The sequence below is a fragment of the Nonomuraea salmonea genome, from assembly GCF_042428605.1.
Classification (GTDB): Bacteria; Actinomycetota; Actinomycetes; order Streptosporangiales; family Streptosporangiaceae; genus Nonomuraea; species Nonomuraea salmonea.
This window is the reverse complement of record NZ_JBHMCF010000011.1, coordinates 768,765-791,461: the sequence shown is the minus strand read 5'-3', so window position 1 is coordinate 791,461 and position 22,697 is coordinate 768,765. Positions and strand designations below refer to the sequence as shown.

General features: G+C 72.0%; 22 protein-coding genes. 15 read left to right on the top strand and 7 right to left on the bottom strand.

The features are described 5' to 3' along the window. Positions 1-33: 33 nt before the first annotated feature. Positions 34-678, bottom strand: a complete 645-nt coding sequence (locus tag ACFFR3_RS14060) for an acyltransferase (RefSeq protein ID WP_364366260.1) — start codon at positions 676-678, stop codon at positions 34-36. Positions 679-788: 110 nt separating this feature from the next. On the opposite strand from ACFFR3_RS14060, the gene pyrG reads away from it, so the two are divergent. From pyrG to ACFFR3_RS14015, 9 genes are all read left to right on the top strand, one after another. After that, positions 789-2,456: a CTP synthase gene (gene pyrG / locus ACFFR3_RS14055; protein ID WP_345401630.1), complete on the top strand. Its 1,668-nt coding sequence runs from the start codon at positions 789-791 to the stop codon at positions 2,454-2,456. Continuing rightward, a complete protein-coding gene (locus tag ACFFR3_RS14050; RefSeq protein WP_345401633.1) occupies positions 2,453-3,112 on the top strand; it encodes an NUDIX domain-containing protein in 660 nt (219 codons plus the stop codon). Before pyrG ends, ACFFR3_RS14050 begins: the two co-directional genes overlap by 4 nt. Before the next feature lie 15 nt (positions 3,113-3,127). Beyond that, complete coding sequence (locus tag ACFFR3_RS14045) at positions 3,128-4,033, top strand: site-specific tyrosine recombinase XerD (RefSeq protein WP_345401636.1); 906 nt, start codon at positions 3,128-3,130, stop codon at positions 4,031-4,033. Positions 4,034-4,156: 123 nt separating this feature from the next. Then, positions 4,157-5,092, top strand: coding sequence for a ParA family protein (locus tag ACFFR3_RS14040; RefSeq protein ID WP_376776154.1), 936 nt, complete (start codon positions 4,157-4,159; stop codon positions 5,090-5,092). Next, a complete protein-coding gene (locus ACFFR3_RS14035; protein ID WP_364366270.1) occupies positions 5,089-5,907 on the top strand; it encodes a segregation and condensation protein A in 819 nt (272 codons plus the stop codon). The genes ACFFR3_RS14040 and ACFFR3_RS14035 overlap by 4 nt, the downstream gene beginning before the upstream one ends. A gap of 604 nt (positions 5,908-6,511) precedes the next feature. Continuing rightward, positions 6,512-7,045, top strand: a complete 534-nt coding sequence (gene scpB / locus ACFFR3_RS14030; protein WP_364366978.1) for an SMC-Scp complex subunit ScpB — start codon at positions 6,512-6,514, stop codon at positions 7,043-7,045. Next, positions 7,042-9,048, top strand: a complete 2,007-nt coding sequence (locus ACFFR3_RS14025; RefSeq protein ID WP_379483240.1) for a pseudouridine synthase — start codon at positions 7,042-7,044, stop codon at positions 9,046-9,048. Before scpB ends, ACFFR3_RS14025 begins: the two co-directional genes overlap by 4 nt. A 70-nt stretch (positions 9,049-9,118) precedes the next feature. Then, on the top strand, positions 9,119-9,478 hold the full coding sequence (gene aroH / locus ACFFR3_RS14020; RefSeq protein WP_345401642.1) for a chorismate mutase: 360 nt from the start codon (positions 9,119-9,121) through the stop codon (positions 9,476-9,478). 83 nt (positions 9,479-9,561) lie between these two features. Further along, a complete protein-coding gene (locus ACFFR3_RS14015; protein WP_364366274.1) occupies positions 9,562-10,647 on the top strand; it encodes a prephenate dehydrogenase in 1,086 nt (361 codons plus the stop codon). An 89-nt stretch (positions 10,648-10,736) separates the two neighbouring features. Here ACFFR3_RS14015 and ACFFR3_RS14010 read toward each other — a convergent pair whose 3' ends face one another. Together ACFFR3_RS14010 and ACFFR3_RS14005 are read right to left on the bottom strand one after the other, a co-directional pair. Then, positions 10,737-10,931 carry a DUF2795 domain-containing protein gene (locus ACFFR3_RS14010; RefSeq protein WP_355421464.1) on the bottom strand — a complete coding sequence of 65 codons (195 nt, stop codon included), beginning with the start codon at positions 10,929-10,931 and terminating at the stop codon, positions 10,737-10,739. Between the two features lie 20 nt (positions 10,932-10,951). Beyond that, complete coding sequence (locus ACFFR3_RS14005; protein ID WP_379483239.1) at positions 10,952-11,803, bottom strand: glycosyltransferase family 2 protein; 852 nt, start codon at positions 11,801-11,803, stop codon at positions 10,952-10,954. Between the two features lie 103 nt (positions 11,804-11,906). On the opposite strand from ACFFR3_RS14005, the gene ACFFR3_RS14000 reads away from it, so the two are divergent. From ACFFR3_RS14000 to aspS, 5 genes are all read left to right on the top strand, one after another. Then, positions 11,907-12,527 carry a TetR/AcrR family transcriptional regulator gene (locus ACFFR3_RS14000; protein ID WP_345401648.1) on the top strand — a complete coding sequence of 207 codons (621 nt, stop codon included), beginning with the start codon at positions 11,907-11,909 and terminating at the stop codon, positions 12,525-12,527. A gap of 16 nt (positions 12,528-12,543) precedes the next feature. Next, the gene (locus tag ACFFR3_RS13995) at positions 12,544-13,908 is read left to right on the top strand and encodes a carotenoid oxygenase family protein (RefSeq protein WP_345401651.1); all 1,365 of its coding nucleotides are present in this window, start codon (positions 12,544-12,546) and stop codon (positions 13,906-13,908) included. A gap of 53 nt (positions 13,909-13,961) precedes the next feature. Then, positions 13,962-14,618: a (d)CMP kinase gene (cmk, locus tag ACFFR3_RS13990; RefSeq protein ID WP_345401655.1), complete on the top strand. Its 657-nt coding sequence runs from the start codon at positions 13,962-13,964 to the stop codon at positions 14,616-14,618. A 39-nt stretch (positions 14,619-14,657) separates the two neighbouring features. Further along, positions 14,658-16,049, top strand: coding sequence for a ribosome biogenesis GTPase Der (gene der, locus ACFFR3_RS13985; RefSeq protein ID WP_345401658.1), 1,392 nt, complete (start codon positions 14,658-14,660; stop codon positions 16,047-16,049). A 266-nt stretch (positions 16,050-16,315) separates the two neighbouring features. Beyond that, entirely contained in the window at positions 16,316-17,584 is a 1,269-nt protein-coding gene (aspS, locus tag ACFFR3_RS13980) for an aspartate--tRNA(Asn) ligase (protein ID WP_345401661.1), read from the top strand. 39 nt (positions 17,585-17,623) lie between these two features. Here the strand turns inward: aspS and ACFFR3_RS13975 are convergent, their stop codons facing one another. The 3 genes from ACFFR3_RS13975 to ACFFR3_RS13965 all read right to left on the bottom strand — a co-directional run bounded on the left by ACFFR3_RS13975 (position 17,624) and on the right by ACFFR3_RS13965 (position 20,673). Next, on the bottom strand, positions 17,624-19,420 hold the full coding sequence (locus ACFFR3_RS13975) for an MFS transporter (protein WP_379483238.1): 1,797 nt from the start codon (positions 19,418-19,420) through the stop codon (positions 17,624-17,626). Between the two features lie 87 nt (positions 19,421-19,507). After that, positions 19,508-20,155 (bottom strand): LppX_LprAFG lipoprotein, encoded by a 648-nt coding sequence (locus tag ACFFR3_RS13970; protein WP_345401667.1) that lies wholly within the window; start codon positions 20,153-20,155, stop codon positions 19,508-19,510. Between the two features lie 59 nt (positions 20,156-20,214). Further along, positions 20,215-20,673 carry a MarR family winged helix-turn-helix transcriptional regulator gene (locus tag ACFFR3_RS13965; RefSeq protein ID WP_355421494.1) on the bottom strand — a complete coding sequence of 153 codons (459 nt, stop codon included), beginning with the start codon at positions 20,671-20,673 and terminating at the stop codon, positions 20,215-20,217. Between the two features lie 34 nt (positions 20,674-20,707). Between ACFFR3_RS13965 and ACFFR3_RS13960 the strand changes: the two genes are divergently transcribed. Next, a complete protein-coding gene (locus tag ACFFR3_RS13960; RefSeq protein ID WP_379483237.1) occupies positions 20,708-21,631 on the top strand; it encodes a cation diffusion facilitator family transporter in 924 nt (307 codons plus the stop codon). Here ACFFR3_RS13960 and ACFFR3_RS13955 read toward each other — a convergent pair whose 3' ends face one another. Next, entirely contained in the window at positions 21,632-22,693 is a 1,062-nt protein-coding gene (locus ACFFR3_RS13955) for a hypothetical protein (RefSeq protein WP_379483236.1), read from the bottom strand. Between the last annotated feature and the right edge of the window lie 4 nt (positions 22,694-22,697).

Genomic DNA, 22,697 nt, shown 5'->3' with positions numbered 1-22,697 from the left:
GGTCAGAAGCTTGTTCGGTCCATCCCCTGGAGCTCAGGTCGTCGCGTCGAACGTGACGGGCGCGTGCCATCCCATCTCGGGCGTGTAGCCGCGGACCCGCCTGGCCGGCACACCCGCCACAACACTGTGGTCGGGGAACTCGCCGCGCACCACCGCGCCGCCCGCCACCACGCACTGGCGGCCCAGCGTGGTGCCCGGCAGGATGATCGCGCCCGCGCCCAGCCAGGAGCCGGCGCCGATGGAGACCGGGCTGTTGCGCGGCCACTGCCGGCCGATCGGCACCTCGGGGTCGTCGTAGACGTGGTTCTGGTCGGTGATGTAGACGTACGGGCCGGTGAAGACGTGGTCGCCGATGTCGATGGACTGGTGCGCGACGATGTGGGAGCCCCTGCCGATCGAGCAGCCGCCGCCGATGCGCAGGACGGAGCCGTCGCCGAGGTCGTGACCCGGCATCATGCCGCACGACAGCGACACCCGCTCGCCCACGAGCGTGTGCTCGCCGATCTCCATCCACCGCTCGCCGAAGATCGCGCCAGGGGGGAAGGCGATGCTGACACCGTCGCCGAGCCGGCCGAATCGGTAGCCCGCGGGAGTGGACGGAGTGATCGCCCCGGCATGCCGGATCGCCGTGTACGTACGGTGAATCAACGCGCCCAAAGCCCGCCGAACGAGTGACATAGGGACCAAAGTTACCGCTAGGTCAAGCCGTTCGGGCATGTGAGGGGCGTTGTTTGATATCCTGAGAGCCCGTGGACACTTCGACCACACCTCGAGCCACGGGAGCCCCTTTGCGCAGCGCATCGCAAACCAAGCATCTGTTCGTCACCGGCGGTGTCGCCTCCAGTCTCGGCAAGGGGCTCACGGCATCCAGCCTCGGTCGCCTTCTCAAGGGGCGCGGTCTCAGGGTCACCATGCAGAAGCTCGACCCTTACCTCAACGTCGACCCCGGCACCATGAACCCGTTCCAGCACGGCGAGGTGTTCGTCACCGACGACGGTGCCGAGACCGACCTCGACGTCGGCCACTACGAGCGGTTCCTCGACACCAGCCTGCTCGGCTCGGCCAACGTGACCACCGGGCAGGTCTACTCCAACGTCATCGCCAAGGAGCGCCGCGGCGAATACCTGGGCGACACCGTGCAGGTCATCCCGCACATCACCAACGAGATCAAGGACCGCATCCGGGGCATGGCCGGTCCTGACGTGGACGTGGTCATCACCGAGGTGGGCGGCACGGTCGGCGACATCGAGTCCCAGCCGTTCCTGGAGGCCGTCCGCCAGATCAGGCACGAGGTGGGCCGCGACAACGTGTTCTTCCTGCACGTGTCGCTGCTGCCGTACATCGGGCCGTCGGGCGAGCTCAAGACCAAGCCGACCCAGCACAGCGTGGCCGCGCTGCGCAGCATCGGCATCCAGCCCGACGCGATCGTGCTGCGCTCCGACCGGCCGGTGCAGACGGCCATCAAGCGCAAGATCAGCCTGATGTGCGACGTCGACGAGGACGCCGTCGTCTCCGCGGTCGACGCGGCCTCGATCTACGACATCCCGAAGGTGCTCCACGCCGAGGGCCTCGACGCGTACGTCGTGCGCCGGCTCGGCCTGCCCTTCCGCGACGTCGACTGGACCGAGTGGGAGCAGCTCCTGCGCCGGGTGCACCGCCCGGCCAAGGAGGTCACGATCGCCCTCGTCGGGAAATATATCGATTTGCCGGACGCGTACCTCTCGGTCACCGAGGCGCTGCGCGCCGGCGGCTTCGCCAACGACGCCCGCGTCAACATCCGCTGGGTCAAGAGCGACGACTGCGAGACCCCCGAGGGCGCCGAGCGCGAGCTCGACGGCGTCGACGGCGTGCTGATCCCCGGCGGCTTCGGCGTCCGCGGCATCGAGGGCAAGATCGGCGCCATCCGCCACGCCCGCGAGAACAAGATCCCGCTGCTCGGCATCTGCCTCGGCATGCAGGGCATGGTCATCGAGGCCGCCCGCAACATGGCCGGCATCGAGGACGCCAACTCCTCCGAGTTCGACCCCGACACCAAGCACCCGGTCATCTCCACCATGGCCGACCAGGAAGACGTCATCGCCGGCGAGCGCGACATGGGCGGCACCATGCGGCTCGGCAGCTACACCGCCAAGCTCGGCGAGGGCACGCTGGCCAGGCACCTCTACGGCGGCAAGGCCAAGGCCGACGAGCGCCACCGCCACCGCTACGAGGTCAACAACGCCTACCGCGAGCGGCTCGAGCAGGTCGGCCTGGTCTTCTCCGGCCTGTCGCCCGACGGCCGGCTGGTCGAGTACACCGAGCTGCCCCCCGAGATCCACCCGTTCTTCATCGGCACCCAGGCGCACCCCGAGTTCCGCTCCCGGCCCACCAGGGCCAACCCGATGTTCAAGGGCCTCGTCGGAGCCGCGCTCGTCTACGCCGACAGCCGCGTCGGCAGCGCCAAGGTGCACCCGTGAACGGCCACCCCAACGGCTCGTCGCCGCAGGGCGCCGCGGGCGGCCGGCTGATCGCGGACACGCCCGAGTCGTGGGACGTCGTCGAATCCCGCCACCGCTTCAAGGGTCACATCATCGACGTCGTCACCGACACGGTCAGGATGCCCCGCGACGAGGTCGCCGAGCGCGACTACGTCGTCCATCCAGGAGCCGTCGCCGCGCTCGCCCTCGACGAGCACGACCGCGTCCTGCTCATCAGGCAATACCGCCACCCCACCCGCCACCTGATGTGGGAGCTGCCCGCCGGGATCCGCGACGTGGCGGGCGAACCGCTGGTCGAGACCGCCGCGCGCGAGCTCGCCGAGGAGGCCGGCTACCGCGCCGAGACCTGGTACACCCTGGCCGACCTGCGCTCGTCGCCCGGCATGACCGACGAGCGGGTCAGGGTGTTCCTCGCCCGTGGCCTGACCAAGATCCCCGACGAGGAGAACGACTTCGTCCAGCGGCACGAGGAGATCGGCATGCCGATCGAATGGGTGCCGCTGGCCGACGCGGTGGAGAAGGCCCTCATGGGTATGATCCACAATTCCACGGCCGTGGCCGGTATCCTCGCCGCATATGCGGCATCGGTTGAGGGGTTCGCCCTGTTGCGCCCCGCCGACGCTCCGGAGGCGTGACGGAAGGACCTGTTCGTGGAGGCAGTGCTCTCCAGCTACCTCGCCCATCTCGCGGTCGAACGAGGTCTGGCTGCCAACACGCTCGCGTCCTACCGCCGTGACCTGCGCCGCTACGTCGACCACCTCCAGGCGCGCGGGCGCCTGGAGCTCGACCAGGTGGGGGAGGCCGACGTCCAGGCCTTCCTCGCCGCGCTGCGCGAGGGCGACGGCGAGCACCCCGCCCTCGTGGCCAGCTCCGCGGCCCGCGCCGTCTCCGCCGTGCGCGGGCTGCACCGCTTCGCCCTGCGCGAAGGCGTGACGGCCCACGACCCCGCCCACGAGGTACGCCCGCCCCGCCGGCTGCGCCGCCTGCCCAAGGCCATCGGCGTCGCCGAGGTCGAACGCCTCATCGCCGCGTCCGGCCCCGACGGCGCGCCGCTCACGCTGCGCAACAGGGCCCTGCTCGAAGTCCTCTACGGCACCGGCGCCCGCATCTCCGAGGCCGTCGGGCTGGCCGTGGACGACCTTGAGGACGACCAGGTGCGCCTGCGCGGCAAGGGCGGCCGCACCCGCATCGTGCCGCTGGGCCGCTACGCGCGGGCCGCGCTGGACGCCTACCTCGTACGCGCCAGGCCGGGGCTGCTCGCCCACGGCCGCGGCACCCCCGCCGTCTTCCTCAACGCCCGCGGCGGGCGGCTGACCAGGCAGGGCGCGTGGGAGGTGCTGCAGGCCGCAGCCGAACGAGCCGGACTCGACGGGATAAGCCCCCACGTACTCCGGCATTCCTTTGCAACTCACCTTTTGGACGGCGGCGCGGACGTTAGGGTGGTGCAGGAGCTGCTCGGCCACGCCTCGGTGACGACCACGCAGGTCTACACCCTGGTCACGGTCGACAAGCTCCGTGAGGTCTACGCCGCCGCGCATCCACGCGCCCGGCAGTGATCTATAGTCTTTTGGGACGTGCGCCGCCCACGGCGTGCCGCCTTGCCGCGTTAAGTGGTGACGCCATAGTGTCCGTCCGGACGGTCCGGTTCGGGATCGTCAGGGAGGTTCGAGCTGGTGACTGTGACGACCAAGGGTTCGACCCCGGGGACCCCCGACAACCCCTGGGGCGACACCAAGACCAACGCGCCCTCCAACGGCGTCAATCTGGGCCCGACACAGCGGCCCAGACCCGTGTTCCCCGAGCCGGTGCCCCCCGCGGTGCACGGCCCGGCGCGCGTGGTCGCGATGGTCAACCAGAAGGGTGGCGTCGGCAAGACCACGACCACCATCAATCTCGGCGCCGCGCTGGTCGAATACGGCCTCAAGGTACTCCTGGTCGACTTCGACCCGCAGGGCGCGCTCTCCGTCGGGCTCGGCATCAACCCGCTGCAGCTCGACCTGACCGTCTACAACCTGCTGATGGAGCGCGGGGTCACCGCCGAAGACGTCCTGCTCGAGACCGGCGTCGAGGGCCTCGACCTGCTGCCCAGCAACATCGACCTGTCCGCCGCCGAAGTGCAGCTCGTCACCGAGGTCGCCCGCGAGCAGGTGCTCGGCCGCGTCATCAAGCCGCTGCTGCCCCACTACGACGTCTGCCTCATCGACTGCCAGCCGTCGCTCGGCCTGCTCACCATCAACGCCCTCACCTGCGCCCACGGCGTCATGGTGCCGCTGGAGTGCGAGTTCTTCGCGCTGCGCGGTGTCGCGCTGCTCATGGACACCATCTCCAAGGTGCAGGAGCGGCTCAACGAGGACCTCGAGATCGAGGGCCTGCTCGCCACCATGTACGACGCCCGCACCCTGCACGGCCGCGAGGTGCTGGCCCGGGTCGTGGAGGCGTTCGGCGACAAGGTGTTCCACACCGTGATCAACCGTACGGTGCGCTTCCCCGACGCCACCGTGGCGGGCGAGCCCATCACGACGTTCGACCCGTCGTCGCTCGGCGCCAACGCCTACCGTGAGCTGGCCCGCGAGGTGCTCTCGCGCTGGCCCGCGCCTGCCACAATGGCCAGGTGACCGCAGAGCAGACCGAGACCCAGGGCTTCCAGGTTCATCTGGACGTCTTCGAGGGCCCCTTCGACCTGCTCCTCGGCCTCATCGCCAAGCACAAGCTCGACATCACCGAGGTCTCGCTCTCCAAGGTCACCGACGAGTTCATCGCGTACATCAAGTCGCGGGGGCCCGAGTGGGACCTCGACCAGACCAGCCACTTCCTGCTGGTCGCGGCGACCCTGCTCGACCTCAAGGCGGCCAGGCTGCTGCCGTCGGGCGAGGTCGAGGACGAAGAGGACCTGGCGCTGCTCGAGGCCAGAGACCTGCTGTTCGCGCGGCTGCTGCAGTACAAGGCCTACAAGGAAGTGGCCAAGGTCTTCGCCGGGCGGATGGCCGAGGAGGCGCTGCGCTTCCCGCGTACGGTGCCGATGGAGGAGCAGTTCGCCAACCTGCTGCCCGAGCTGATCCTCGGCATCGGGCCCGAGCAGCTCGCCCGCATCGCGGCCAAGGCGTTCACCCCCAAGCTGCCGCCCACCGTGAGCGTCGGCCACATCTACCAGCCGCTCGCCAGCGTCAAGGAGCAGGCCGCCATCCTGGTCATGCACCTGCGCCGGATGCGGCGGGCCACCTTCCGCGCCCTCACCGCCGACTGCGAGGGCACGATCGAGGTGATCGCACGCTTCCTGGCCGTGCTCGAGCTCTTCCGCGAGTCGGCGGTCACGTTCGACCAGGTCGAGCCGCTGGGGGAGCTGCACGTGACCTGGACGGGCACCGACGACGGCGACGTCGCGGTGGGGGACGACTACGAGGAACCGGCGGAGAAACGCACTGATGACTGACGACAACCCGCTGCCCAACCCACGCCGCTCACCCGACTCCGACCCACCCCTGCCCGCCTGGATGACCCTCCCCGGCTCCCTGATCCAGCCGGGCGCCCCTCGGGTGGAAGGCACCGACGCCACCGAGCCGGGCGACCCGGCCGGCCCTGCGCCCGTCGACGACGCGCCGCCACACACCGAGCAGGCGGAGGCGAACGCGGCCGCAGAGGAGCCGGAGGCGCCGGACGAGGCCGCGCAGGCATCCGACGCGGTTGCGGCCGCTCAGGCACCGGACGCGGTTGCGGCCGCTCAGGCACCGGACGCGGTTGTGGCCGCTCAGGCACCGGACGCGGTTGTGGCCGCTCAGGCACCGGACGCGCCTGAGCGCCCAGTGGCTGAGGTCGCGGAGACGCCGGACACGTCCGAGCCTTCGGAGGCTGAGCCGGCGGCCCCTTCTGTGGATGAGGCCCGTTCCCCGGTGCGGGACGAGGCCGATGGGGGCGTTCCGCGGGCCGGGTGGCGGGACGCCACCGAGGCCGAGAAGCCCGCGGTGGCGGCGTCCGCTCGTGGGGGCGAAGAGCCCGGGAACACCGGTGCCGGCGGGGGTGGCGGGGAGGGGCCGTCGCTGGAGGCGGCGCTGGAGGCTATCCTGATGGTGGTTGATGAGCCCGTCGCCGAGGTGACGCTGGCTCAGGTGCTGGAGCGGCCGACGCATCAGGTGGCCGCTGCGTTGCGCGCGCTGGCGGCGGAATACACCGCCGCCGGGCGGGGTTTTGATTTGCGGGACGTCGCGGGCGGCTGGCGCTTTTACACGCGTGCCGACTGCGCGGCGCTGGTCGAGCGGTTCGTACGCGACGGCCAGCAGACGCGGCTGACCCAGGCCGCGCTGGAGACACTCGCGGTCGTGGCCTACCGGCAACCGGTGAGCCGTGCCCGCGTCGCCGCGGTGCGCGGCGTCAACAGCGACGGCGTCATGCGGACGCTCGTCGCCAGGGGGCTGGTCGAGGAGGCCGGCACCGACCCGGAGAGCCAGGCAGTGCTCTACCGGACAAGCTCATACTTCCTTGAACGTCTGGGACTGCGGGATCTGAGCGAGCTGCCTGAGCTCGCCCCCTTCCTCCCCGACGACGTGGAAAATCTCGAGGAGACGACAAAGTGATCAACAGGCGTAGCACCCCGTCCGGTGATGGACGCGGTCGTGGACGTGCCGGCGGCTCCGGCCGTGGCGGGCGTCCCGCCTTCCGCTCCGGTGACACCCGTGGCGGCGGCGCGCGTGGAGGGGACTCCCGCGGTGCCCACGGTGGCCGGGGCGACTTCCGGCGCGACGACGACGTCCGCGGCGGAGGCGACTTCCGCGCCCGGCCGTCCCGCGACTCCCTGCGCGCCGACCGGGGCGGCGCCCGCGCCCGGTACGACCGCGGCGACGGCGACCGCCGGCAGGGCCCGCGCGACGACAGGCGCAGCGACAGGCGCGATGACAGGCGCGATGACAGGTACGCCGGCGGCGACGACCGCCGGCAGCGATTCGGCGGCGACCGCGACCGCTTCAGCGGCGGCGACCGCGACCGTTTCGGCGGTGGTGACCGTGGCCGGTTCGGTGGCGGTGACCGCGGGCGGAACAGCGGTGGTGACCGCGGGCGGTACAGCGGCGGTGACCGGCAGGAGCGCTTCGGCCGGGACGACCACGCCGGAGGGCGTGGCGACCGCTTCGACCGGAGCGACCGGGGTGACCGGCCCGGGGGACGCGGCGACCGCTTCGGCGGGGGCGACCGGTTCGACCGGGGCGGCGACCGTTACGAGCGCGGTGAGCGCTTCCGTGACGAGGGCCGGGGCGGTTACCGTTCCGACCGATCGGATGACCGGCGCGACGACCGGCGAGACGATCGGCGCGACGATCGGCGGGGCGAGCGGCGTGACGAGCGGGGCGCCAGTGCGTTCCGTGCGGGCCGGAGCGGGCGGCGTGAGGACGCCGCGCCCAGGTCCGTGAGCTCGACGCGCGCCCGCTACGGCCGGAGTGACGGCGACGACAGGCCGGCCCGGCGCGACTGGAGCGACCGTCCCGAGCGTGACGACCGCCAGGCCCGCCCGCAGCGCTCCGGCCGGCAGGACCGCCCCGAGCGCGGAGACCGCTTCGAGCGCGGTGAGCGCACCGACCGGCGTGACCGTCCCGAGCGTGGCGGTCGTCCTGAGCGGGGCGAGCGTCCTGAGCGGGGCGAGCGTCCTGAGCGGGGGCGGTTCGAGCGGAACGGGCGTCCTGGCGCGCGTACCGGGCGCAGGGACGACGTGCAGACCGTCGGCGGGGGACGGCGCGGCAGTGGTTCCGGCGGCGGCCCCGGCAGCCCTCAGCGTGACCGCGTCAAGGCGGCCAGGCAGCCGCTTCGCGACCGCGACTTCTACCCCGAGGGCTACACCGACGAGCGCGACACCACCGAGGTCCCCGACGGCGTGCGGCTGCAGAAGGTGCTCGCCCAGGCGGGCGTCGCGAGCCGCAGGGCCTGCGAGGAGATGATCGGCGAGGGCCGGGTCACGGTCAACGGCCAGGTCGTCCGCAGGTTCGGCGCCAAGGTCGACCCGGCGACGCAGGTCATCCACGTCGACGGCATGCGCATCCCGACCGCCCCCGACCTGGTCTACTACGCGCTCAACAAGCCGATCGGCGTCGTGTCCACCATGGACGACCCGCAGGGCCGTCCTTGCCTGGCCGACTACGTCGAGGAGCTGGCGCCCAGGTTGTTCCACGTCGGGCGGCTCGACACCGAGACCGAGGGCCTGCTGCTGCTCACCAACGACGGCGAGCTGGCCAACAGGCTGACGCACCCGAGCTACGGCGTGCAGAAGAAATACTGGGCCAAGGTGCCGGGCCCGATCCCGCGCGACCTCGGCCGCCGCCTCAAGCAGGGCATCGAGCTGGAGGACGGCATCGCGAGGGCCGACGCGTTCTCGATCGTGCAGGAGCACGGCCAGCAGGCGCTGGTCGAGGTGGTGCTGCACGAGGGCCGCAAGCACGTGGTCAGGCGGATGCTGGAGGAGGCGGGTCACCGGGTGATCGACCTGGCCAGGATCGAGTTCGGGCCGGTGAAGCTGGGCCGCACGAAGCCGGGCACCGTCAGGGCGCTGTCGCTGAAGGAAGTCGGCGAGCTGTACGCGGCCGTGAAGCTGTAATCTGGCCGGACGCAGGAGCCCGTGCGGTACCTCCGCACGGGCTCTATGGCCGTGGAAGGGAACGAAGCACATGGTGCGGGCGATCCGTGGGGCGATCCAGGTCGACGCCAACGACCGTGACGCGGTCATCTCGGGCACGACCGAGCTGGTCAGCGCGATCATGGAGCGTAACGACCTGACTCCCGACGACGTGATCAGCGTGCTGTTCACCGCGACGCCCGACCTGACGGCCGAGTTCCCCGCGCTGGCCGCGCGCAAGCTGGGCTTCCACGAGGTGCCGCTGATCTGCTGCACCGAGATCGACGTTCCCGGCGCGCTGCCGCGGGTGGTGCGCCTCATGGCCCACATCGAGACCGACCGGCCGCGTTCCGAGATGCAGCACGTCTATCTGCGGGGTGCGGTGGCGCTGCGGCAGGACATCGCCCAGTAGATTCGCCGTAAGGCAGGACGCGGCGGGCATGCCGGCCGCGCGGCACCTCTCAACCGTTCAGCCCGACCAATCAGGACATCGAGATGGATCTTCGTACCGTGCTCGTCGTCGGCACCGGTCTCATCGGCACCTCCGCGGCGCTGGCCCTGCGCAAGCGGGGTGTGCGGGTGCTGCTCGCCGATCAGGATGAGGGGGCCGTACGACTGGCACGGGAGCTCGGCGCCGGCGAGGAGTGGCGGCCGGGCGCCGACGCCGAGCGGGCCGACCTCGCGGTCATCGCGGTGCCGCCCGCGCACGTGGCGACCGAGCTGCTGGAGCTGCAGCGGGTCGGCGCGGCCCGCTTCTACACCGACGTGGCGAGCGTCAAGGGCGAGCCCATCCATCGGGCCATGCAGCTCGGCTGCGACCTGTCCTCCTACGTCGCCTCGCACCCGCTCGCCGGGCGGGAGAAGTCGGGGCCGGGCGCGGCCAGGGACGACCTGTTCCTGGGCCGGCCGTGGGCGCTGTGCCCCACCGAGGAGGCCGATCCCGAGGCGAAGGCGGCGGTGCTGCGGCTGATCGAGCTGTGCGGGGCCAACGCGGTCGAGGTCAGCGCCATCGACCATGACCGTGCGGTCGCGGTCGTCTCCCACGCTCCCCACGTGGCGGCCTCGGCGGTGGCGGCCCGGCTGGCCGACGCCACCGACGTCGCGCTCGGGCTGGCCGGTCAGGGCATCCGCGACGTCACGCGCATCGCGGGCAGCGATCCCGGGCTGTGGCTGGGCATCCTGTCCGGCAACGCGACGCCGGTCGCCGAGGTGCTGGAGGCGGTGGCCAACGACCTGGCCGACGCGGCGAACGCGCTGCGGGCCCTGGCCGACGGCGACGGCACCGCGACCAACGAGATCACCCAGCTGCTCAAGCGCGGCGTGGTGGGTCACGACCGCATCCCCGGCAAGCACGGCGGGCCCGCCTCCTCCTACGCCGTGGTGCAGGTGGTCATCGGCGATCGTCCCGGTCAGCTCGCCCGCCTGTTCCAGGCGTGCGACGAGGTCGGGGTCAACGTCGAGGACGTCCGCCTTGAGCACGCCCCCGGCCTGCCGCTGGGCATCGCGGAGCTGTCCGTGGAGCCCGGCGCCGCCGCCGCCCTCACCCAGGCTCTGCACGAACGCGGCTGGCAGGTCCCCTGAGACCATCTCGCCCGCTGTCCGGGCGGGCCGTTCATGGACGTACGCCGGGCGGGTCCCCGTGAGGGGGCCCGCCCGGCGCGTTCCGGCGATCAGCGCTTGGTGATCGCCTGGCTGACGGCGTTCGGGCCGTCGTACTCACGGTCGGGCATGGCTTCGAGAGCCTTGACTATGTCGTTGCTCGCGTTGTGCTCGCGAGCGGCCTTGATCAGGTCCTGCTTGCTGGCCGGGTAGTCCACCCCGCTCAGGTGCTTCTGCAGGTCGATCGGGTTAGGTGCTGTTGTCATGACCCTCTGATGCCCATCAATCACGATATGTAACGACTTTCCAGCATGCGTCGGTTCCGTTCCACTGCCGGCGGGAGGCGGCGGCGTTCTGAAAGGGCCGCGGGGAGCCGGCGCAGCGCCGTACGGAGACCGCGCCGGTCCGCCCGGCCGCCGCGCAGCGCGTCGAACACCCGCCGCGCCACCACCGGCCAGGGGCGCCGCAGCACGGCCGTCAGCAGCGCGTTCCTGACGGCCAGGGCGCGGCGGCCCTCGGGGTCGCGGGCGGGCGAGGGGTGGTGGTGGGCCACGACCTCGTCCACGTACGCCAGCCCCCACCCCAGCGCCGCGAGATCCAGCGCCAGCCGTTCCTCCTCGCCGAAGAAGAAGACCACGTCGTCGAACCCGCCCGCCTCCAGGAACGCGTCCCTGCGCACCACCACCCCGCACGCCAGGAACCCCAGCACGCTCGGCCCCGGCATTCCGGGCTCGGTGCCGAGCGGCGAGTCGCGCATGCGTTCCGACACCGTGTCCAGCCGCTCGTCGGGACCGACCAGCACGCGCGCACCCAGCACGGCGAGGCGGGGATGGGCGTCCAGCACGTCGGCCGCCCGTTCCAGCGCCTTCGGCGCCCACCAGGAGTCGTCGTCGGCGAAGGCCACGTAGGGCGTCCCGGCCAGCTCGACGCCGAGGTTGCGGCCGGGGGCGCCCAGGTTCCTGCCCGCCTCGACCACGTGGACGTCGGGGAAGTGGCGGCGGACGAACCCGGCGGTGCCGTCACCCGAGCCGTTGTCCACCAGGATCACCGGGCGCGGGTGCAGCGGCAGCGTACGGGTCAGCGTCCGCACCCTGTCCCTGCTGACCACCACGACCGTGACACGCGGTTCGCTCTCCACACCCCTCGCTCTTACCTGCACGCCCCCGCTTAGTCGTTGACAGGCCGCGCATGGGCGGGTAGAAAGATCGGTAACAGTGTTACCGAGAAGAAACGGCGTTACCGTGAGTACCCCGTACCAGCAGGCCCAGCGCGAAGGGCAGAGCGTCGTCAGGGCGGCCGTCCTCGACGCGGCCAAGCTTCTGCTCATCAGCGAAGGGCCGGCGGCGCTGACCGTCCGGCGGATCGCGGCCGAGGCCGGCTGCTCCACGAAGGTCATCTACACGCTCTTCGGCGCCAAGGACGGCCTCAGCGAGGCCCTCTGGCTGGAGGGCTTCGCCCGGCTCGAACAGCGGCTGCTGGCGGTGCCCCACGAGGAGGGCCCGCTCGACCGGCTGATGGCCGTGCTGGGCGCGTACCGGGCGTACGCGCTGGCCGAGCCCGACTACTACCGCGTCATGTTCCTGGGCGCCCTGCCGGGCTTCAGAGCGGGGGAAGAGGCGACGCGGACGGCCAAGCACACCTTCGGCCTGCTCGTGGCGTCCGTGGCCGCGTGCCTGGAGGCGGGGGAGCTGACCGGCGGCGCGGCGGCCGAGATCGCGGACCTGCTGTGGATGGCCGTCCACGGCGCCGTGAGCCTGGAGATCATGAGCTATTTCGAGGAGGCCGACGCGTCGCCGCGCTACCGGCTGCTGTGCGCCTCGGTGCTCACCGGGTTCCTGCCGGCCCACGACCGCCGTTCATGAAGACGAGAGGGAGAGCATGATGGGCACCACCCCGTTCACCGGCGGCTTCGCCCCGGCCACCGAGGAGATCACCGCCTTCGGCCTTGAGGTCACCGGCCGCATCCCGGCCGAGCTGAACGGCCGCTTCCTGCGCAACGGGCCCAACCCGCTCGGCCTCGACGACCCCGGCGCCGCCCACCTGCTCATCGGCGAGGGCATGGTGCACGGGGTGCGGCTGCGCGACGGCCGCGCCGAGTGGTACCGCAACCGGTGGGTGCGCAGCGCCCCCGTCGCGCGGCGGCTCGGCGAGCAACCGCGGCCGGGGCCGGTGCACTCCGGCCTCGACCTCGCGCCCAACACCCACGTGATCGGGCTGGCCGGGCGCACGTTCGCGACGCAGGAAGGGGGCGCTCGGCCGTACGAGCTGAGCTATGAGCTGGACACGATCGGGCCGTGCGACTTCGACGGCGGGCTGCCCGGCGGCTACACCGGCCACGCCCACCTCGACCCGTTCACCGGCGAGCTGCACGCGATGGCGTACTTCTTCGGCTGGGACCACCACCAGCACATCGTCATCGACGACAAGGGCGTGGTGACGGAGGTCAGGAAGATCCCGGTCCCCGACGCGCCGATGATGCACGACTTCGCGCTCACCGAGCGGTTCGTGGTGATCTACGACCTGCCGGTGACGTTCAGCATGCCGCACGCCGAGAAGGGCTCGCCGCTGCCCGTCGCCTGGAACGAGGACCACGGCGCGCGGCTCGGGCTCCTGTCGCGCGCGACCGGTGAGGTGCGCTGGTTCGAGGTGGCGCCGTGCTGGGTGTTCCACACGCTCAACGCGTACGAGGAGGGCGACGAGGTGGTCGTGGACGTCTTCCGCTACCCCAAGCGCTTCCTCGACTCCCGGCTCGACCTCGGCGGCCCGCCCACGCTCGACCGCTGGCGCATCGACCTGCGCACAGGGCGTGTGTCCGAGACCCGGCTCGACGACCGGGCGCAGGAGTTCCCGCGCATGGACGAGCGCCGTACCGGCCGGCCGTACCGTTACGGCTACACCGCCGCCACCCTCGACATGGAGGAGCGGTTCTACCCGGGCGCCACCGACCTGGAGGACATGCCCGACACGGCGTTCGACAACACGCTGATCAAGCACGACCTGGAGCGCGGCACGCAGGAGACGCGGCGGTTGGGCCGCGAGGCGTTCGCGGGCGAGCCGGTCTTCGTCCCCGCAGGGGAGGGCGAGGACGACGGATACGTGCTCTCCTACGTCAACAACCCCGAGCGGGGCGCGGGCGACCTGGTGATCCTGTCCGCCCAGGACTTCACCGGCGAGCCCCTCGCCACCGTGCGGCTGCCCGCCCGCGTGCCGCTCGGCTTTCACGCAAGCTGGATCGCCGACTGAGCCGGAGGCGGTAGCCTCTTCGAGGCAAGCTGAAACGTGAAGAGGGAGAGGCCGTGACCGGTCTGGTCGTCGCGATGGACGGCCCTTCGGGGTCGGGTAAGTCGAGCGTGTCGCGCGGGGTCGCCCGCGCGCTGGGCCTGCGCTACCTGGACACCGGGGCGATGTACCGCGCGATGACCTGGTGGATGCTGCGCCAGGGCGTCGATCTCGCCGATCCGGCCGCGATCGCGGCCCGCTGCGGCGAGCCGGCCGTCGGCTCCGGCACCGACCCCGACGGTCCCACCATCCACGTCGACGGCGTCGACGTGGCGGGGCCGATCAGGGAGGCCGAGGTGACCGGCGCGGTGTCGGCCGTGGCGGCCGTCCCCGAGGTGCGTGCCCGCCTGGTGGCGCTGCAGCGCGAGATCGTCGGCGCCGGTGACATCGTGGTCGAGGGCCGCGACATCGGCACGGTCGTCTGCCCCGACGCCACCGTCAAGGTTTACCTGACGGCCAGCCCCGAAGCCCGTGCGCTGCGGCGCAGCGCCGAGGTGGCGGGCTCGACGCTGGAGGCGCAGCGCGCGGCCATGGCCAAGCGTGACACTCTTGACTCGACACGTAAGACAGACCCGCTCTCGATGGCGGATGGCGCCATCGAGCTCGACACCACCGCGCTGACCTTGGACGAGGTCATCGCGGAGGTGTTGAGACTGGTCAAAGAGCGCACCTGATCCGAAGTCCGGTGCGGGACTCACAAAGGACGTAAAATCGTGACAACGGGGGATTGGGTCGAGGCCGACCTCGACGAGCTTGAGATCGGCGAGCACGAAGACGCCACGCCGCTTCCGGTCGTCGCCATCGTGGGCCGGCCCAACGTCGGCAAGTCCACGCTGGTCAACCGCATCATCGGCCGCCGTGAGGCGGTCGTCGAAGACGTGCCGGGCGTGACCCGCGACCGCGTCACCTACGACGCCAACTGGCGTGGCCGCCGCTTCACCGTCGTCGACACCGGCGGCTGGGACCCCGACGCCACGGGCATGAACCTGCGCATCGCCGAGCAGGCCCAGGTCGCCGTCGAGCTGGCCGACGTGATCGTGTTCGTCGTCGACGCCACCGTGGGCGCCACCGACGCCGACGAGATCGTCGGCTCCGTGCTGCGCCAGTCGGGCAAACCGGTCGTGCTGGCCGCCAACAAGGTCGACAACCAGCAGCTGGAGCTGGAGGCCGCCGCGCTGTGGTCGCTGGGGCTCGGCGAGCCCTACCCCGTCTCCGCGCTGCACGGGCGCTCCAGCGGCGACCTGCTCGACGTCGTGCTCGACGCGCTGCCCGAGACGCCGCGCCTCACGTTCGAGGCCGAGCGCGGCCCCGCCCGCGTCGCGCTGCTCGGCAAGCCCAACGTCGGCAAGTCCTCGCTGCTCAACAAGCTGGCGGGGGAGGAGCGCGTGCTCGTCGACCCGATGGCCGGCACCACCCGCGACCCCGTCGACGAGCTGATCGAGCTGGGCGGGCGCACCTGGCGCTTCGTCGACACCGCCGGCATCCGCCGGCGCGACCGCGAGCTGCAGGGCGCCGACTTCTACGCCGCCATGCGCACCCGCGCCGCCCTTGAGCGCAGCGAGGTCGCGGTGGTGCTCATCGACGCCAGCCAGCCGCTCACCGAGCAGGACCTCCGCATCATCGGCCTGGTCATCGAGTCGGGCCGGGCCATGGTGGTCGCCTTCAACAAGTGGGACCTGCTCGACGAGGACCGGCGCTACTACCTCGAGAGGGAGATCGACCGCCAGCTCGTCCGCACCCCGTGGGCGCTGCGCGTCAACATCTCCGCCAAGACCGGGCGCCACCTCGACCGGCTCGTGCCCGCCCTGGAGAAGGCGCTCGACTCCTGGTCCACGCGGGTGCCCACGGCCCGGCTCAACGCGTTCCTGACCGAGCTGGTGCACGAGACCCCGCCGCCGGTGCGCGGCGGCAAGCAGCCGAAGATCCTCTTCGCCACGCAGGCGTCGGTCGAGCCGCCCAAGTTCGTGCTGTTCACCTCCGGCTGGCTGGAGGACACCTACCGGCGCTTCATCGAGCGGCGCATCCGCGAGGAGTTCGGCTTCGCGGGCTCGCCGATCGAGGTGACGATGAAGATCAGGGAGAAGCGCGCCAAGAAGGACAAGTGATAAGGTCTGCGGCAACGCGTTGACGGAGACGAGTAACCGCGGGCACCACGGCCTCAGAGAGCCGCCGGCAGCTGCGAAGGCGGCGCCGTGACCCGCCGGTGAAGACACTCCCGAGCGCGGGGAGGAAATGCCCCGCCGGCCTGACCCCCGTCATCGGGTCGTTTCGAGGCCGCCCCCTTCGCGGGGGCGGCGAAAGTGCGGTGGCACCGGGAGCTCCCTTCTCCCCCGCACTCCCAAGGGGTCATACACGTCTCGCAGGAGTTGTGATGATCTCTCGTATTCTCTCCGCGGAGCTCGCCGAGCACGCGGGACAACGAGTGACGATCGCCGGCTGGGTCCATCGCCGCCGGCAACTGAAGTCCGTTTCCTTCCTCGTCGTACGCGACCGCGCCGGGCTCGCCCAGGCGGTCACCGACTCAGCAGCCGTTCTGCCGCCCGAGGAGAGCGTGGTCGCCGTCACCGGCACGGTGGCCGTCAACCCGCAGGCCCCGAGCGGCCACGAGCTGGTCTCGCCCTCGATCGAGGTGCTGGCCGAGCCGGGCACGGCGCCGCCGTTCGACCTCTACCGGCCCGTGGTCGGCGCGGGGCTGCCGACCGTGCTCGACCACGCGCCCGTCGCGCTGCGGCACCCGCTGCTGCGGGCGCCGCTGGAGATCGCGGCGGCCGGCGTGGCCGGGTTCAGGGAGACGCTCGACCGGCTCGGGTTCACCGAGATCCACACCCCGAAGATCGTCGGCTCGGCCACCGAGTCGGGCGCGAACGTCTTCGCCATCGACTACTTCGGGCGTCCCGCCTACCTCGCCCAGTCGCCGCAGTTCTACAAGCAGGCGATGGTCGGAGTGTTCGAGCGGGTCTACGAGGTCGGGCCCGTCTTCCGGGCCGAGCCGCACGACACCGTACGGCACCTCGCCCAGTACACCAGCCTGGACGCCGAGCTCGGCTTCGTCCGCGACCACCGGGACGTGATGGCGGTGCTGCGGGAGGTGGTGGCGGGCATGCTGGAGTCCGTACGCCGGCGGGCGCCGCGGGCCCTTTCGCTGCTCGGCGTACGGGTGCCCGAGGTGCCGGCGGAGATCCCCTCCGTGCACTTCACCGAGGCGCAGCGGCTCACGTCCTCGTCCGAGCCCGACCTGTCGCCCGCGCAGGAACGGTGGCTGTCGGAGTGGGCCGAGCGGGAGCACGGGTCGGAGTTCCTGTTCGTCACCGGCTACCCGATGTCCAAGCGGCCCTTCTACACCCATCCCGACCCCGCGCGGCCCGGCTACTCCAACGGGTTCGACCTGCTCTTCCGCGGGCTCGAACTGGTGACGGGCGGGCAGCGGCTGCACCGCTACGACGACTACGTCCGCGCGCTGGCCGCCCAGGGCGAGGGGACCGGCCCGTACGAGGGGTATCTCCAGGCGTTCCGGTACGGGATGCCGCCGCACGGCGGGTTCGCCCTCGGGCTCGAACGCTGGACCGCCCGCCTGACCGGCGCCGCCAACGTCCGGCAGGCCACCGCGTTCCCCCGCGACCTGCACCGCCTGTCGCCCTGACCCCCCGCCTGGGGGCGGCCCTCTTCGTGGGGGCCGCCCCTAGCGGCGGGCCGGCATGCGGACGGCGACCGCCGCCCCCAGCAGGCAGATGAACGCCGTGACCAGGAACATCTCGGTGTACTCGGTGTGCAGCGCCGCCTGCACCAGCTCGGTGTAGTCGGCCAGTTGCCGCTGGTACGTCGCCGCGTCCACGCCGAACGGCAGCGGCGTGTCCAGGTGGGCCGTCAGCGACTGGAACCGGTAGAAACCCCAGGCCGAGACGGCCGCGATGCCGACCAGCATGCCCATCATCCGCGCCACCACGACCGCGGCCGACGCCACGCCGTGCTGGTCGGGGCGGCTCACCCTGAGCACCGCCGACGACACCGGGGCGATCACCAAGCCCAGCCCCAGGCCGGCCAGCGCCAGCGTGAGATCGACCGTCAGGCCCGCGCCGGCCAGGTCGAGCGGCCATCGGCTCATCAGCGCGTATCCCGCCGCAGCCGGGATCATGCCCGCCATCGCCACCGCCCGGTCGCCCAGCCGGCGGGCCAGCAGCCCGCCGAGGAACGCGGCCACCGTCAGCGCCGCCAGGAACCTCGCCAGCACCAGCGACGCGCCCAGCTCGTCGGTGCCCAGCAGGGTCTGGGCGGTGATCGGCACGAACACCATGGTGACGAGCAACGCCGCCCCCGCCAGAAAGCTGACCGCGAGGGTGGCCAGCAGCGGGCCCTTACGGGCGCCGGTGAGATCGATCAACCGTACGGGCGACCGCACCTCCCACCACACGAACCCGGCGCCGACCACGACGCTCGCCACGATCAGCGGAACCCCCCAGGGCGGCAGGACGGCCGCCGCCGGATCGGGGTTGTAAAGCCCGATCACGAGCAGCGCCAACGCCAACGCCAACAACCCCCCACCCACGAGATCCACCCGCCCACCCGCGGCAACCGCAACGCCCGCACCGGCTGCGGCGCTCTCGGGGGTGGTGGCGGGGCGCCCGCCGACAGCGGACGCGGGGGCCTCGGCGGTCTCGGGGCGCGCGTCCGCGTCTGCTTCTACGGCCGCGCCAGGTGCGGCGCCTTCGGCTGCGGAGACGGTCTCGCCAGGTCGGCGGCGCGCGTGCGCGGAGGCGTCCACGGCCCCGCCGGTGGCCTCGCCTTCGGCGGGCGGCGCGGCGGATACGGCAGAGGGGTGCGCGGCCACGATCGGGCCGGCGGTTTCTCGGCGCACATCCGCGCCGGCCTCAACGGCCCTGGCCGGGCCGGGTGGGAGGGTGAGGTGGATGGCGAGGGCGGCGAGGGCGGCCAGGGGGACGTTGATCCAGAAGATGGCGTGCCAGCCGCCCAGTTCCAGGCCCGCCACCACCGTGCTGGGGATGCCGGCCAGGAGGCCGCCGTACAGCGGGCCGAGGGCGCTGCCCAGCTCCTGGGCGGCACCCACCGCGCCGAGGGCCACCGGGCGCTCGTGTTCGTCCCACAGGTCGCCGATCAGGGCCATGGTGATGGGCAGCAGGGCGCCGCCTGCCACGCCTTGCACCGTGCGGCCGGTCACCACCATGATCTCGCCGCTCGCCAACGCCGTCAGCACGGAGCCGAGGGCGAAGGCGGCCAGGCAGGCGTGGATGAGTGGGCGGCGGCCGTAGCGGTCGGAGAGCCGCCCGAGCAGGGGCATCGCGGCGACGTACCCCAGCAGGAAGCCCGTCACGATCGGGGTGGCGCGTTCGAGGTGGTTGAGCGGGATGCCGACGTCGCCGGCGATGGCGACCAGGACGGTCACCACCACGTACGCGTCCAGCGCCGCAAGCAGCACCACCGCGCCGCCCGCGCCGAGCACCACCCGGCGGGCGCGCCTCATCGAGCCCGCCTCAATCGAGCCCACCTCATTGAGTCCACTCATTGAGCCCGCCTCATAGGGCCCGCCTCACGTCCCGTCGCACGTGCGTCACTCCGCGGGCGGCTTGATCGTGACCGGCGCGTCGTAGTCGCTGAACGACACCGTCACCGTGCCGCCCTGCAACGGCAGGCTGGCCTTGGTGAGCCGGCTGCTGGCCTGGTCGATCCAGATCTTGCCGTTGACGCCCTGCGTGACGCCGGGGACGATCTGGCCCACGACGTTCGCGGGGAAGGTGGTGGCGACCCGGTAGGAGCCGTTCTCGACGGCCTCGACCTTGGGGTCGGTGCCGGAGGCGAGCAGCTGCGCGACGCCCTTGGTGGGCTCGAGGATGACCGAAGGGTCGTAGATCTGCGCCAGCTGCTGCCGCGTCATCTTCTGGAACCCGCCGGTGGCGCCCTTGAAGTGCACGGTGTCGCCCACGACGGCGAAGGTGACCTCGAGGAGGTTGCCCAGCGCTTCGAGCGTGATCGTGCCGTCGGCGTCGCCCTCGGCCGTGAGCCGGCCGTCGGCCTTCTTCAGCGGCACGTCCGGCTTGCCCTCGGTGGCGATGGAGAAGCTGGCCGACTTGACGGTCTTCATGGCGTCGACGGCCTTCTTCATCACGTCGGGCCCGGCCGGCAGCTCTGGCCCCCCGCCGCCTGACGAGCACGCCGTCGCCAGCGCGAGGACCGCCACGATCAGTAGCTTTCTGAGCATGACCGGATGCTAGCGATCGGCGGGAGGGCGCGTGGCTCCTCGCGCATATCGGTTGGGTGTCAGCGCAGCTTCTTCAGGTGCTCGACGATCGGCGCGTACGCCGCCTCGATCGCCTCCAGCTGGTCGTCGGTGAGCCGGTCGACGAAGTGCTCGCGCACGCCCTTCACGTGGTAGGGGGCCACCCGCTGGATCGTCTCCCAGCCCTCGTCGGTCAGCACGGCGTAGGTGCCCCGCCGGTCGTCGCGGCAGTCTTCCCTGGTCACCAGCCCCTTGGCCTCCATGCGGGAGATCTGGTGCGACAGCCGGCTGCGCGACTGGATGGTGACGTCGGCCAGCTCGCTCATGCGCATGCGGCGCCCTGGGCTCTCGGAGAGGTTGACGAGGATCTCGTAGTCGTTGAGCGAGAGCGAGTGCGCGTGCAACTCGCGATCGAGCCGGTGCATGAGCAGCTTGTGCACCGCCAGGTGCGTGCGCCACGCACGCTGTTCGGCCGGGGACAGCCACCGGGGCTCGCGCATGATCCCCAATCTAGCGCACGTAAGGTGGAACGCTATGGGCGGGAAGTCGGGAGAGAGCCTCGGCACGGTGCTCGTGGCCGGCGCCGCCAACCTCGCCATCGCGCTGGCCAAGCTCATCGCCGGGCTCATCGGCGGCTCGGCGGCCATGCTGTCGGAGGCGGCACACTCGGCCGCCGACACCGTGACCGAGCTGCTGTTGCTGGTGGCCGTGCGCAGGTCGGGCAGGTCGGCCGACCGGCGGCATCCGTTCGGGCACGGCAAGTCGGGCTTCGTCTGGGCGATGATGGCGGCGGTGGCGACGCTGGTGGGCGGCGCCGGGTTCTCCGTCACGCACGGCCTGCACGAGATCAGCCACGGCGAGGAGCTGTCGAACCTCACCCCGTCCTACGTCGTGCTGGCCGCCGCGTTCGTGATCGAGGGCGTCTCGTTCCTCAAGGCGCTGTCGCAGCTGCGCCGCGAGGCCAGGCGGCACGACGTCAACCCGCTCCGGCTGGTGCGGGTGACGTCCGACACGGCGCTGAAGGCCGTGCTGTTCGAGGACGCCGCCGCGCTCGTGGGCCTGCTGATCGCCGCCGGCGGGCTGCTCGCCTCGCAGCTCACCGGCTCGGCGCTCTGGGACGGCGTCGCCTCCGTGACCATCGGCCTGCTCCTGCTGGTGGCGGCGCTCATCCTGATCGGCTCGAACCTGTCGCTGCTCATCGACCAGGCCGCGCCCGAGGGCATGGAGGCCGGCATCAGGGCCGTGCTGCTGGAGCAGCCCGAGGTGGCCGACGTGGTGGAGCTGCTGACGATGGTGATCGGGCCCGGCGCGGTGCTGGTCGCCGCCAAGATCGATTTTTGGGACGAGGCCGGCGCCGCCGGTCTGGAGATCGCCTGCGACGAGGTGGATCGGCGGTTGCGGGATCGGTTCCCCGAGGTAGAGCAGGTGTTCCTCGACCCCACGCCCACGCGCCGCTGATCACTCCTTGGCGGGCTTGCCGTCCAGGTCGTACTGGTCCTCCGACGCCGCGCCCAGCACCGTCACCTCGTTGATCCTCCAGATGCCCTTCTCCTTCACCAGGCTGATCTTGAGGTGCGAGTCCTTGACGGAGCGGATCGCCTCCGAGGTGTTGACCTGCTGGTCGACGACCACGATGGCGTGGGCGGTGGCCTCGTCCACGCCGGCCAGGTAGACCTCGCGCACGGTCGCCTGGGAGGTGGCCTTGAGCTTGACGATGACCTGGGCCATCGCGCCGCCGAACGCCGCGTCGTACGTCGCCAGGAAGTCTCCCGTCGCCTGGGCGGCCAGCGTGGCACGGGTGGTCTGCAGGTTCTGGTAGTCGTAGCTGAGCAGGGCCCGGCTGAACGCGCCCGCCGCGCCCGACACCTCCACCCGCAGCGCCCGCTCGGCCTCCAGCCGGGCGGTGGCCTCCTGGGCGCGGGTCGCAGAGACCCACTGCAGCACGGCGGTGGCCGCGACGGCGACCACCAGCATCGCCCCGAGCGCCCCGAGCAGCTTGGCCCGCGTGAACCCACCCCTCGACCGCGCGTCCTGCCGGGTTGCGGCGGGCGCCTCGGGTGAGGGGGCCGCCTCGGCGGCGGCCTCCGGTTCGGCGGGGGAGCCGGCACGAGCAGGGGCCGGCTCGGCCGAGCCGGCGGGCTCAGAGGCGGCGGCGGGGGTGGGCTCGGCGGCGGGGGCGGGCTCAGCGGCTCGCCCAGAGGCGGGCTCCGGGGCGGGCCCAGAAGCGGGCTCGGCGGCGGGCCCAGAAGCGGGCTCAGCGGCGGGCCCAGAAGCGGGCTCAGCGGCTCGCTCAGAGGTGGGCTCCGGGGCGGGCCCAGATGCGGGCTCGGCGGCTCGCTCAGAGGTGGGCTCCGGGGCGGGCCCAGATGCGGGCTCGGCGGCTCGCTCAGAGGTGGGCTCCGGGGCGGGCCCAGATGCGGGCTCGGCGACTCGCTCAGAGGCGGGCTCAGCGGCGGGGTCGGAGATGGGGAGGGGTGGGTCTTCCTGGGTGGCGGGGGCGGTGGGGTGCCGGGTGGTCATGGGG